Below are 11,931 nucleotides of genomic sequence, written 5' to 3'. Positions count from 1 at the left end.
CCTGGCTGCTTTGTTAAAAGCCATGCACACCGACCACCTCGACTGGTCCTTGCCCGCCCACCATCGCGGGACCTTACGCGGCATGGATGCCGCGTAAGAGCTTACAAGGACGTACTTGCAGCGTGTCCCGCGATGGTGGGCGGGCAAGGGCCCTGCAGCCAGGGCACAGATCAGCTGCTAATGCGGCAGTCATCGCCGCTACACGAACGTACTTGCAGCGTGTCCCGCGACGGTGGGCGGGCAAGGGCCCTGCAGCCAAGTCGCAGCTCAGCAGCTCTGCAATCGAACAACGTGAAGTAGTTTGGTCAGCCGCTCTTACTCGGCAGCAGGCGCGGCGTCGCTCTTGGTGTCCAGGAAGTAGGCCACCACCTCACCCTTGATCTTCATCGTCATCGGGTTGCCGCGACGGTCGCGCGCCTTTCCGACCTGCACCTTGATCCAGCCTTCGCTGACCGAATACTCCTCCACGTTGTCGCGTTCGACACCGTTGAAACGCACGCCGATGCCGCGGTTGAGTGCATCGGCATCGTGGAACGGGCTGCGCGCATCGATGGCCAGATGATCGGGAGGGGTATCGCTCATGGGAAAGGCGTCATGGCGGCCGGGATGGCCGTCTTCGGCCGCACAGGATACGGGCCTGCGCCGCGAAGACCAGCCCCTTCCGATGAATCCACACGCGCCGGTCGGTTTGCTTGCGCGGCGCCAGGCCTCACACTTCACGCCTGCAATCCTTGAACGAGACCGCCATGCCCGACAACAGTGCCGATTACGAAGACGACGAAGGCCTGCAGCCCGAAGGCGACGAAGACGATGTCGACGATCATCCGGGGCGGGTCTGGAATCTGCTGCTGCTGATCAATCCCGGCGACGAAGAAACTGCGCTTGCCCAGTTCGATGCCTGGCGCGAGGCGCAGGCCGACCTGGACGAAGACGAAGGCGACGATGCCTGGCTGTGGGAGTTGAAGGACGCGATCGACTGGCGCTCGGGCTTTTTCGTCGACTGGAAGGACACCGACTCGTTCATTGCCGCCATCGACGAACTCAGCGCGCGCTGGAACCTGCGCATCGCCTGGGGCGGCGACCTGGACGACGAAGAGTTCGCCAACGGCCTGAGCGTGCCCGATCTGATGGCGGTGGCCTTCGATCGCCTGCGCGAACACGGCTATTCGCTGTGGAACTGGAACACCGGCGGCGACGCCTACGCGGGCTGGATCGCCCTCAGCCGCGATGATGAAGCGATGATGGCACTGACCTCGCTGCTGGACGTGGAAGTACGATTGGGGAATGAGGCGTTCTGAGGATTGGGGATTCGGTAGTCGGGATTGGGGATTCGCAAAAGCGGTCCCGGGGTGTGTCGGGTCGGGTTGAGCCATGAGTTGTGCGCGCTGGCGCGGCAGGACGCGAAGCTCGGGGTCTAGCGCAGGCATTCAACGGCCCATCGACTGCCACGTAGGAGCGCGCTGGCGCGCGATGGGGCGTTAACGGGACAGCCTCTCGCGCGCAAGCGCGCTCCTACAGAGGCATGCCGTTTGGAAATGGAAGAAGGCCTCCAGGTCAGAACATCTGTCACGTAGGAGCGTGCCTGCGCGCGACAGTCGTCATTCGAATAGGTTTGTCACCGCATGCAGGCAGGCTTACTCAAGCACGCCGCCGATCAGGCCGCAGCCACTGCCGTTGCGAATCCCCACTCCCGATTCCCCAATCCCCGCTTCACGGCACCTCGCCACGCGCCTGCGCACGCGCGTTGGCGATCAAGGCCTTGAGCAGTACGCGATCAGTGTGACGGGAGATGGCGATGGCACCGAGCGCGATCGCCTCGATGCGTAACGGTGCCGGCACGTCGTAATGCGCGCCGCTGAGTTTGTTCTGGAAGGCGCGGCGGGGAATGCCCAGCCGCGCCGCCATCGCATGCAGCTCGTCCAGCGTATCGCCGAGCAGGTGCGCCCAGCGCTGATCGCGCCACAGATGCACCGCATCGTCGACGTAGACGGCCATCGGCCGGGTCAGGCCTTCTTGGATTTCTTCGGCTTCTTGCCGGCCGTCTCGCCGTCGGCGTCGTCGGTTGCGGCATCGCTGGCGTCTGCGTCTGCCGCGCTGTCGTCGTCGCTGGCAGCGTCGTCGCCAGCCGCATCTTCCGCAACGGCGTCGGTGCCGGCGTCGGCGGCTGCGTCTTCTGCAGCGTCATCGCCGTCTTCATCGGCATCGGCGTTCTGGAATTCGGCCACCAGCGTGGTCAGATATTCCTCGGCGGTCTTGCCGTCTTCGGCGGCCAGGTCGTCGATCATCTGCTGCAGCTGGGTCGAATATTCCAGCGAGATGGTCTTGCCTTCGGCTTCCTGCAGGTTGGCCAGGTGCTTGAGCATGGCCAGCATCGGGACCGGGTTGTCGGCGCTGCCCATGGTCTGGCCGCCGATCGACAGCATCCACTCGCTGCCACCCTGCAGACCGATCGCAGCGACCACGCGACCATCGGCATCCTGCAGCACGGCGTGGTTGGTGACCTGGGGCGCCTGGCCCAGACGGACGATCGGACGCTTGGGGAGCTGCTTCTTGCGCTTGTCGCGCTTGGCCTTTGAATTGCGGGACACGGTGTTCTCGACGCTGGGAATGGCCGGCCATTCTAGGCGCTTGTGCGTGACCCGGCTCGCTCGACACTGCCAGGCCCGTCAACGGCGGCCTTCCGGGCCGATGCATCGATCGATCCCGTCGCGTGATGGAGTCAGCTATGCCGGGGTCTGGGACAGCCTGAAGTGGCTGACACAGCGAGTGCGCGCATCGTCAGGCAGCGCGGAGGCTTGTCAGGATCGGTATGTAAGACGACGCGCCGCCCGCAGCCATCTCACAACTGCTGGGGAGGTGTTTTCAGCCGCTCTCAGCACCCCCGGGGCGTCTCGCTTGCAGCGATGCGCGGTACGGATCCTGGTCAGGAGCTGCATGCAAGACAGCGTGCCGTCTTCAGCCACCTGACACCTGCTGCCAGGTGTCGCGCAACGCCGTCAGCGCTGCTCGGGCGCGGTGCTGACCGCAGTGCGCGGCGCCGCAGCCACAGCGGCCTCGGCAGCCTTGGCCAGCGCGGCAGCCGAGGCGACCTGGGTGCGTGTGGAGATGCGCGGTGCGGCCGGCGCTGCGCCAGTGGCCGTGGTCGCTGCCGCAGCCGGTGTGCCGGTTGCGGTTGGCGCCGCTGCCGCCGCACCCGGACCCACCGATACACTGGCCGCCTTACCCGCAGCAGGCATCGCAGTCGGCGTGCCCACAGAAGCAGTCCCGGTCGCCGCCGCCGCACTCAGATCCGGCACATGCGTGTCGGCATCGTGGGTGGATTTACCTAGCGCCACGCCCTGGCCGGCGCCGGCCAAGGCGGTCTGCTCGGCGTCCTGGGTCATCACCACGATGCTGATGCGGCGGTTGATCGGATTCTGCGGGTTGGTCTTGTCGAACAGCACCGACGAGGACAAGCCCACCACACGGGTGACCTTGGCATCGGCCATGCCGCCGCCCACCAGCGCACGGCGCGCGGCATTGGCGCGGTCGGCACTGAGTTCCCAGTTGGTGTAACCGGCATCGCTGCTGTAGGCGGTGGTGTCGGTGTGGCCGGTGATGCTGATGTGGTTGGGCACCTGATTGATGAAGCTGGATAGCTCGCGCAGGATGTCCACCGTGTACGACTTGAGCTGATCGCGGCCGATGTCGAACATCGGGCGGTTCTGCTTGTCCACGATCTGGATGCGCAGCCCGTCGGGGGTGAGGTCGAGCAGCAGCTGGTCCTTGAACGGCTCCAGCGCCTGGCTCTTGTCGATGGCCTCCTTCAGGTCCTGCATCAGCGCTTCCAGGCGCTTCTTGTCCTTGGCGCGGCTGTCTTCGGTGGTGTCGGCAGCGTTGTCGCGCTTGCGGCCCATTTCGTCCTTCTGCCCCTTGGCCATGTCGGCGGTGCCGCCGAGTTTGATCATCGAGGTGCTGGCACCGCCGGGCCCGTTCATGCCGGGCGAAGGCGCCGGCGACTTGCCCGACAACGGGCTGGGATTGCGGAAATATTCCGAGATCGCCGCGCGCTGCTCCTTGGTGGTGGCGGCCATCAGCCACAGCACCAGGAAGAAGGCCATCATCGCGGTCACGAAGTCGGCAAACGCCACTTTCCAGGCGCCGCCATGATGGCCGCCGCCCTGCACCTTCTTGACCCGTCGGATGACGACGGTGGATTTGCCCTCGGCCATGACTGCGGCCCTACTTGATCGTCTTCAGGTGCGTTTCGAAATCCGCAAAGCTCGGACGCACGTTGGAGGGCAGCGTCTTGCGCGCGAATTCCAGCGCAATCTTCGGGTTGTAGCCGCGCAGGCAGGCCAGCAGCGCGGTCTTGACCGCCTCGTAGATGCGCCCGTCCTGATCGGCACGCGCTTCCATCGCCGCCGACAACGGCGCCACGAAGCCATAGGCCAGCAGGATGCCGAGGAAGGTACCGACCAGCGCGGCACCGACGTGGTGGCCGATCTCCTCGATCGGGCCACCGATCGAGCCCATGGTGATCACGATGCCGAGCACGGCGGCCACGATGCCAAAGCCGGGCAGGCCGTCAGACACCTTGCTCAAGGCATGCGAGGGCGCCATCGCCTCGTGGTGGTGCTTTTCCAGTTCCAGTTCGAGCAGCGGCTCCAGCTCGTGCGGCTCGATGTTGCTGCCGATCATCAGGCGCAGGCAGTCGGTGATGAAGTCCAGCAGGTGATGGTCGGCCACCACCTTGGGGTAGTTGCCGAAGATGGTGCTGTCCTGCGGTTTTTCGACGTGATCTTCCAGGGCCATGAAGCCGTCGCGGCGGGCCTTGTTCAGCAGTTCATAGACCAGGCTCAGGGTGTCCTTGTAGTCCTCGGACTTGTACTGCGGGCCCTTGAACACGCCCAGGACACTACTGAAGGTTTCCTTGACGATCTTGCCCGGCGTGCTCACCAGGAACGCGCCCAGCGCCGCGCCGCCGATGATCAACAGCTCGTACGGCTGCCACAACGCGCCCAGCTTTCCGTGCGACAGCACATAGCCGCCGAGGACACTGACGATGACGACGATGAAGCCGATGATGATGAGCATGGCGCAGCCAAAAGCAAACAGGGTTGCTGTTGTTTCGGCGCGCGCGGCGGATTCTTGAAGTGCACGGCGTGAAGGTGTGCGCTGTAACTGAACGATCGGTTGGTGCAATGACGGCTTCACATATGGCGATCAGCGGCATCGCGCTTACTGCGGCAAGGCGTTCACCGCAGTGTGGCTTGTGATGAAAAGGTCTGCCTGGTTGAGCTTGCGATCTGCATCGATTGCTGTGCGCGTCGAGACAGCGCATTGCAGCAAGCGGCCTCTGCATTGGCGGTGGCACCAGCATCGGCGGACTTGATGCGCAGGTTGCGCTCGGCAGCAACTTCAGCGTCTGCACCACGTCCCGGATGACCCGCCGCCGAGCGTCGAGCGTCATTGTCGTGGCAGTTTCTAGCACTACAGCGAGCAATGGTGTGGGCAGTAGGAGCGGATAACAGAACGTAGCGAGCGGCTGTCAGGTGGGTGCGGACGGCGCATAGGAACCGAAATGAACCGTGCATGCCGATTCCGAGCGCCGGCCGCGCCCGCCTGACGATTGCGCTGTAGTTCTGTGAGTCGCTCTGAGTGGGTCGCCACTGCTTTCTGGGCGGCCTCGCCAGGTCAGGCTGGTTGCGCTTCGGCGCCGTCGCGTTGCAGCGAGTTCGGCAGTGCGTGGCCATCTTCGGTGAAGCCCAGCGAGACCGAGTTCAGGCAATGCCGCTCGCCGGTTGGCGGCGGGCCGTCGGGGAACACGTGACCGAGGTGGCTGTCGCAGCGCGCGCAGACGATCTCGGTGCGGATCATGCCGTAGCTGATGTCGCGGATTTCGCGCACATGCGCCGCATCGTACGGGGCGAAGAAGCTCGGCCAGCCGGTGCCGGATTCGAACTTTGCGCTGGAACGGAACAGCGGCAGCCCGCACAGGCGGCAGGTGTAGACGCCCTCCAGCTTGTTGTCCAGGAACACCCCGCAGAACGGCGCCTCGGTGCCGTGCTGCAGCAGCACGCGCCGCTCCTCGTCGCTGAGCCCGGCGATCAGGGCATCGCGCTGGGCGGGGGAGGGCGGTGTCAGATCGAACTGGCTCATGAAGGCTCTCGTATACGCGCGCTGGCGGGGTGCCGCGTCTGCCCTCAGTGATGTGGGCGCAGCAGGCTGCGTTCAACCTAAGTGCTCGAAGCCCTCTTCCGTCCGCAGAGAATCAAGCCCCTCTCCCTGCGGGAGAGGGGTTGGGGTGAGGGTACGGGGCGAAGCCACTGCGCGGTGGGCACTGCTAGGCTTCGCTCGCACCCTCATCCGGCGCTGCGCGCCACCTTCTCCCGATGGGAGAAGGGACTCTTCGCACTGCAATCACCTCGCGAACGCGTTCATCCCCTAGCCAATCCCATGCATTGCCGCGACACATCGGCGCCCCCACCCAGTCAGTACCCCTCAAACCAATCACGGTGCCCGTCATGGCAATCCATTCTTCAACGCGCGGCCTGCTGCTGTGCGGCCTGCTGGCGATTGCAGGCGCGGCGCTGGCGCAATTGGCCACCACCACGCGCTCGTCCAACACCCTGCAGCCGATCACCACGCCGGCTCCCGCGCAGCCCACGCTGACGGCGCCGCGTGCAGTGCAGCCAGCGCCCGGCACCAATCCAGTGCCCTCGCAGCTCGGCCAGCGCCCGTCCGCGCCGACCATCCCCACCCGTGGCCCGGCACAGACACCAGTGGCCCCGGCCGGTAGCCAGGTGCTGCCCGCCAGCGCGCCGATGGTCTACGACCGCAATGGCCGCTTGCTGCAAGGCATGCAGCCGGCCGGCGCCAACCGGGTGCTGGACACCAAGACCGGTCGTTATTACGACGCGGTTCCGGCCGGCGACGGCATGCGCGTGGTGCGCTGACATCCGGCAGCAGTCGATGTCTGATCGGCAGCAATCAGATCGGTCTCCATCCAACCGCCGTCCCAAGCTTTGCTGCGTCGCCGACCACGAATCCCCAATTCCCAATTCCCAATCCCACCTCAATCCGCAATCGGCAACGCCAGGGTCTCCTTGACCTCTTCCATCACGATGTAGCTCTTGGACTCGCGTACATGCGGCAAGGTCAACAAGGTGCTGCCGAGCAGCTTGCGATAGGACGCCATCTCGCTGATGCGCGCCTTGAGCAGATAATCGAAATCGCCCGAGACCAGATGGCATTCCAGCACGTTGGGCAGCTTGAGCGCGGCGCGGCGGAACTCTTCGAAGATGTCGCCGGACTTGTAGGCCAGGCTGATCTCCACGAACACCAGCAGGCTGGCCTTGAGCATGTGCGGGTCCAGCCGCGCGTAGTAGCCAGTGATGGCGCCATCGCGCTCCAGCCGGCGTACGCGTTCGGTGCAGGGCGTGGTCGACAAGCCCACCCGTTCGCCCAGGTCGGTGAAGGAAATGCGCCCCTCCTGCTGCAGGATGCGCAGAATCTTGCGGTCGATCTTGTCCAGCTCGCGCACACGGGTGGCCATGAGGTCTGTCTCCCTACAGATTTGGCAGGAAATTTCACTGCGAAGTAGTGCCGATTCCAGAAACGGCACTGCCTGGCTCGCAATATACTGCGTCTAACTGTCTCCCTCGGCGCTTGGTTGTGGGGGAATACCCTTTCCAGGAGAACGACATGCGGGTGCTCATTCTCGGTAGCGGCGTCATCGGCACCACCACCGCCTGGTATCTGGCGCAGTCCGGCTGCGAGGTCACCGTGGTGGACCGCCAGCCGGCCTCGGCGCTGGAAACCAGCTACGGCAACGCCGGCCAGCTGTCGTTCGGTTACACCTCGCCCTGGGCCGCCCCCGGCGTGCCGAGTAAGGCGATGAAGTGGTTGTTCGCCCAGCATGCGCCGTTGTCGATCCGGCCCACCCGCGATCTGCGCCAGCTGGCCTGGCTGACCCAGATGCTGCGCAACTGCACCGCCGAGCGCTATGCGGTGAACAAGGCGCGCATGGTGCGCATGTCCGACTACAGCCGCGATTGCCTCAATGAACTGCGCGCCAGCACCGGGCTGGAATTCGAAGGCCGCCAGCTCGGCACCACCCAGTTGTTCCGCACCCAGCAGCAGTTGGATGCCGCCGCGCAGGACATCGAAGTGCTGGCCCAGTACGGCGTGCCGTACGAATTGCTGACCCCGGCGCAGATCGCCCAGTTCGAACCCGGCCTGGCCGGCGGCGGCGCGCAGATGGCTGGTGCACTGCGCCTGCCCGAAGACCAGACCGGCGACTGCCGGCTGTTCACCCAGCGCCTGGCTGCGCTGGCCGCGCAGTCCGGTGTGCAATTCCGTTACGGGCAGCAGATCGAGCACCTGGAGCATGACGGCCGCACCGTCACCGGCGTGCAGATCGATGGCCGTCTCGAAACCGCCGACCGCTACGTGCTGGCGCTGGGCAGCTATTCGGCCGACCTGCTGCTCTCGCTCGGCATGCATCTGCCGGTGTATCCGCTCAAGGGCTATTCGCTGACCATCCCCATTGTCGACGCGCAGCGCGCGCCGACCTCCACGGTGCTGGACGAGAGCTACAAGATCGCCATCACCCGCTTCGACGAGCGCATCCGCGTCGGCGGCATGGCCGAGGTGGCCGGGTTCGATCTGTCGTTGAATCCGCGCCGCCGCGCCACCTTGGAAATGGTGGTCAACGACCTCTTCCCCGGCGGCGGCGATCTGGCCAGGGCCGAGTTCTGGACCGGCTTGCGCCCGGCCACGCCCGATGGCACCCCGGTGGTCGGTGCCACGCCGTATGCCAACCTGTTCCTCAACACTGGCCACGGCACCCTGGGCTGGACCATGGCCTGCGGCTCGGGCCGCTATCTGGCCGACCTGATGCAGGGCCGCAGCCCGGACATCGATACCGAAGGTCTGGATGTGTTCCGTTACCTCTCGCCACGCAGCGCCCGCGCGCAGCAGGAGGCCGCGTAGTGCGTCCTGCGCAAGCGTTGATCGATCTGGATGCATTGCGTCACAACTACCGCCTGGCCAAGCGCCTGGGCGGCAGCAAGGCCCTGGCAGTGGTCAAGGCCGATGCTTACGGGCATGGCGCGGTGCGCTGCGCGCAGGCGTTGGAGCCCGAAGCCGACGGCTTTGCGGTGGCCTGTATCGAAGAGGCCCTGGAGCTACGCCAGGCCGGCATCCGTGCGCCGATTTTGCTGCTGGAAGGTTTTTTCGAACACGACGAACTGCGCCTGATTGCCGAGCATGATCTGTGGACGGTGGCAGCCACCACGCAGCAGGTGCGCGCGCTGGCCGACTTCCAGAGCCCACGCCCGCTACGGGTGTGGTTGAAGCTGGACAGCGGCATGCATCGGCTGGGCCTGTCGCCGGAAGATTTTCGCGCCGCGTGGTTGCGCTTGCGCGGGCTGCCGCAGATTGCTTCGCTGGTGCTGATGACCCACCTGGCGCGCGCCGACGAGCTGGAGTGCAGCCGCACCGACGAACAGGCGGTGGCCTTCGCGCTCACCGCAGGCGGCATGCGCGCGGAAACCAGTCTGCGCAATTCGCCCGGCCTGCTCGGCTGGCCGGCGCTGCGCAACGATTGGTCGCGCCCGGGGCTGATGCTGTACGGCGCAAACCCGTTCCCGCAGGAGACCGAGAGCACTGCGCAACTGCGCCCGGTGATGACGCTGCGTTCGCGCATCATCTCCGTGCGCGAGCTGCCGGCCGGCGAGCCGGTGGGCTACGGCGCCCGTTTCGTTGCGCAACGGCCCACGCGCGTGGGCGTGGTGGCGATGGGGTATGCCGATGGCTATCCGCAGTTCGCGCCCAACGGCACACCGGTGCTGGTGGATGGGCAGGTCTGCCCGTTGATCGGTCGCGTCTCGATGGACATGCTCACCGTGGATCTCACCGAGCATCCGCAGGCGGAGATTGGCGCGCCAGTGCAGCTGTGGGGCAATGCACCGCACGTCGCCCCGTTGGCCACGCAGTGCAATGTCAGCGCGTATCAGCTGCTGTGTGGACTCAAGCGCGTGCCGCGGACGTATGTGGGTGAGGCGACAGTAGGCGATGAAGTGACCCGGTAAGTTGCATCCCTTCTCCCATCGGGAGAAGGTGGCGCGCAGCGCCGGATGAGGGTACGAGCGAAGCCTCGTGCAGTCGGAACAACACGAGGGCTTCGCCCCCGTACCTCACCCCAACCCCCGCTCCGCGCCCCGGCCTGCGCCAGCGGCGCAGGCGCACCAAGGCACGCGCGCCAGTGGCGCGCAAGCTGTGCCTTCTCGCCCCGCAGGAGAGGGGCTCAAGCGGAGCTCACACCCCAGCCGTACTCCGATCGCCACGGAACTGCTTGCGCACCCAGTCGTCGATCATGGCTTTTTCGAAGCGCAACGGGTCGCTGTCGGTCAGGCGCGGGCCGCTCATCAGAAATGCCGAATCCACCAGCTTGCGTTCGCCCTGATCGATCACCTCGCCATTGGCGCCGGTCAGCGTGTAGCTGAAGCTCAGGCGCGGCGGGTAGATGTCCTTGACGATGCGCACGTCCTGCATGCGCGGGCCGTGCCAGGGCTCGTACTGGCCGGCGCGGCGGATGTCGGTGATGGTCACGCTCAGGTGTTGGCCGTCGGGAAGCCGGCGGGCGGCACTTTGCTGGAAATGGGTCGCCAGCTGGGTCACCCAATCGCCGCGCTGCGCCTCCCAGCGGTTGCCGCTGAAGCGCATCTCGGCAAACTGCGCCGGGTCGGTCCAACGCACATCCACGTTTCCTTCGCTGCTCAGCGCGCGTGGCGCTTGAGGGTCGGTGACATTACGCACGCGGGCCTGCACACCGGTCGCCGCGAGCAGTCCTGCCAGCAACAGGCTGGCGCCGTAAAGGCTGGAACGTTTCATGGAAAGTCTCCAAGCGGAAGGTACATGGCGTACCGGGTGTTCCAGCAGTGTGGGGGTGCGCTGGATCGCCCGCAACGCGGCAGCAACCGGGCATGCATCGGTGTTGCGCGCGGTTAATCCACGACCGCGGCGCCATGACGGCGGGTTCACTGCGCCTGCGCCCGCGCTTCACGGCGCGGACCGGATGATCGCCAGCATGGACACCCACTCTTTCCGCACAAAGTCAGCTTCCTCGGCGCCGGCACACATGCCGTCGGACGTGCGCCTGCAGTTCATCGACTGGGCAAAGCAGCACGGCCACAACCCGGCCACCGGTGCCGCCGCGTTCGTCGCGTTGCAAAGCGATGTGGATCTGGATCTGGCAACCCGCGGGATGCGTCTGGAGCCAGGTGCCGACCCACGGGATGCACTGCGTGAGCATCTGGCTGCACTGGCGCGGCAGGGCGATGTGGCGGTGCAGTTCCCGCCGGTCTATGCCTACACCTCGGCCAATGGGCTCGACTACCGTTACTCGTTGATGCTGGTCATTGCCGAGGATTGCGTCGAGTGGACCGGGCGGGTCTGGCAGGATCTGGATTACCAGGGAATGCTCACCGGTCGCGGCCAGGGCCCGCGTGCCAACTACACCCAACTGGCGCGCATGGCGCTGGAACACGAGCTGGATCAGGAGCGTCCCCGTTATGTCCAGGCCTGAACTCGAATTGCAACTGCCGCTCGACGCTCAGGTCGCCACCGGCGTGGACGGATTCAGCCTGCGCTGTCGCAGCGAATGCGCCGAGCTGGGGCTGTCGCGCGTGCGCTTGCTGTTGCTGGATGCCGACCATGCGCGCTCGACCGCCTGGCGCGAAGAAGCCCAACGCTGGATGGATGAGCAGTTGCGGCGCGAAGGTCAATGGGTCTTGCGCGGCGTGATTGCCGGCATCGTGTTGCTGGCCGCCGCTATCGCGCTGTCTGCGGCCTTGCTGTGGTGAGGCGATTCGGGATTGTGGGTGAATCGTGAATCCGGTCAGTTGCCCGTGCACCCGCTGACGACATCGGGCGTGTTTTCATCTG

At 65.7% G+C, this 11,931-nt stretch carries 14 protein-coding genes and 1 other RNA gene; 6 read left to right on the top strand and 9 right to left on the bottom strand.

Translation table 11 applies throughout. The features are described 5' to 3' along the window. Positions 1–315: 315 nt before the first annotated feature. On the bottom strand, positions 316–582 hold the full coding sequence (locus tag AC1KVG_RS04575; RefSeq protein ID WP_043888891.1) for a DUF3297 family protein: 267 nt from the start codon (positions 580–582) through the stop codon (positions 316–318). A gap of 164 nt (positions 583–746) precedes the next feature. On the opposite strand from AC1KVG_RS04575, the gene AC1KVG_RS04570 reads away from it, so the two are divergent. Next, positions 747–1,298 carry a DUF6630 family protein gene (locus AC1KVG_RS04570; RefSeq protein ID WP_481093617.1) on the top strand — a complete coding sequence of 184 codons (552 nt, stop codon included), beginning with the start codon at positions 747–749 and terminating at the stop codon, positions 1,296–1,298. A 412-nt stretch (positions 1,299–1,710) separates the two neighbouring features. Here AC1KVG_RS04570 and AC1KVG_RS04565 read toward each other — a convergent pair whose 3' ends face one another. The 6 genes from AC1KVG_RS04565 to msrB all read right to left on the bottom strand — a co-directional run bounded on the left by AC1KVG_RS04565 (position 1,711) and on the right by msrB (position 6,141). Further along, positions 1,711–1,995, bottom strand: a complete 285-nt coding sequence (locus tag AC1KVG_RS04565; protein WP_481093616.1) for a DUF4031 domain-containing protein — start codon at positions 1,993–1,995, stop codon at positions 1,711–1,713. Positions 1,996–2,003: 8 nt separating this feature from the next. Continuing rightward, a complete protein-coding gene (locus AC1KVG_RS04560) occupies positions 2,004–2,588 on the bottom strand; it encodes a hypothetical protein (RefSeq protein ID WP_481093615.1) in 585 nt (194 codons plus the stop codon). A 408-nt stretch (positions 2,589–2,996) separates the two neighbouring features. Continuing rightward, entirely contained in the window at positions 2,997–4,211 is a 1,215-nt protein-coding gene (motB, locus tag AC1KVG_RS04555) for a flagellar motor protein MotB (protein WP_481093614.1), read from the bottom strand. Positions 4,212–4,221: 10 nt separating this feature from the next. Next, on the bottom strand, positions 4,222–5,076 hold the full coding sequence (gene motA, locus AC1KVG_RS04550; RefSeq protein ID WP_006452580.1) for a flagellar motor stator protein MotA: 855 nt from the start codon (positions 5,074–5,076) through the stop codon (positions 4,222–4,224). Positions 5,077–5,504: 428 nt separating this feature from the next. Beyond that, a non-coding RNA gene (locus tag AC1KVG_RS04545) (sX9 sRNA) lies at positions 5,505–5,576 on the bottom strand. Between the two features lie 100 nt (positions 5,577–5,676). Then, positions 5,677–6,141, bottom strand: a complete 465-nt coding sequence (gene msrB, locus AC1KVG_RS04540) for a peptide-methionine (R)-S-oxide reductase MsrB (protein WP_481093613.1) — start codon at positions 6,139–6,141, stop codon at positions 5,677–5,679. Between the two features lie 365 nt (positions 6,142–6,506). Between msrB and AC1KVG_RS04535 the strand changes: the two genes are divergently transcribed. Further along, positions 6,507–6,938: a hypothetical protein gene (locus AC1KVG_RS04535; RefSeq protein WP_481093612.1), complete on the top strand. Its 432-nt coding sequence runs from the start codon at positions 6,507–6,509 to the stop codon at positions 6,936–6,938. Between the two features lie 119 nt (positions 6,939–7,057). Here AC1KVG_RS04535 and AC1KVG_RS04530 read toward each other — a convergent pair whose 3' ends face one another. Continuing rightward, positions 7,058–7,537, bottom strand: coding sequence for an Lrp/AsnC ligand binding domain-containing protein (locus AC1KVG_RS04530; RefSeq protein ID WP_023902425.1), 480 nt, complete (start codon positions 7,535–7,537; stop codon positions 7,058–7,060). A 149-nt stretch (positions 7,538–7,686) separates the two neighbouring features. Between AC1KVG_RS04530 and AC1KVG_RS04525 the strand changes: the two genes are divergently transcribed. Beyond that, positions 7,687–8,976, top strand: a complete 1,290-nt coding sequence (locus tag AC1KVG_RS04525) for a D-amino acid dehydrogenase (protein WP_481093611.1) — start codon at positions 7,687–7,689, stop codon at positions 8,974–8,976. Continuing rightward, complete coding sequence (gene alr, locus AC1KVG_RS04520) at positions 8,976–10,076, top strand: alanine racemase (protein WP_481093610.1); 1,101 nt, start codon at positions 8,976–8,978, stop codon at positions 10,074–10,076. The genes AC1KVG_RS04525 and alr overlap by 1 nt, the downstream gene beginning before the upstream one ends. Before the next feature lie 226 nt (positions 10,077–10,302). On the opposite strand, the gene AC1KVG_RS04515 is transcribed toward alr, so the two are convergent. Next, positions 10,303–10,878: a DUF3016 domain-containing protein gene (locus tag AC1KVG_RS04515; RefSeq protein ID WP_006452574.1), complete on the bottom strand. Its 576-nt coding sequence runs from the start codon at positions 10,876–10,878 to the stop codon at positions 10,303–10,305. Between the two features lie 247 nt (positions 10,879–11,125). Between AC1KVG_RS04515 and AC1KVG_RS04510 the strand changes: the two genes are divergently transcribed. Continuing rightward, complete coding sequence (locus AC1KVG_RS04510) at positions 11,126–11,572, top strand: hypothetical protein (protein ID WP_043888894.1); 447 nt, start codon at positions 11,126–11,128, stop codon at positions 11,570–11,572. Beyond that, entirely contained in the window at positions 11,559–11,849 is a 291-nt protein-coding gene (locus AC1KVG_RS04505) for a hypothetical protein (protein WP_006452572.1), read from the top strand. Before AC1KVG_RS04510 ends, AC1KVG_RS04505 begins: the two co-directional genes overlap by 14 nt. Positions 11,850–11,931: the final 82 nt, after the last annotated feature.

The sequence above is a fragment of the Xanthomonas sp. NCPPB 3959 genome (genome assembly GCF_056675575.1).
Note: the sequence above shows the minus strand (reverse complement) of the source record. Positions and strands in the feature narration are given on the sequence as shown.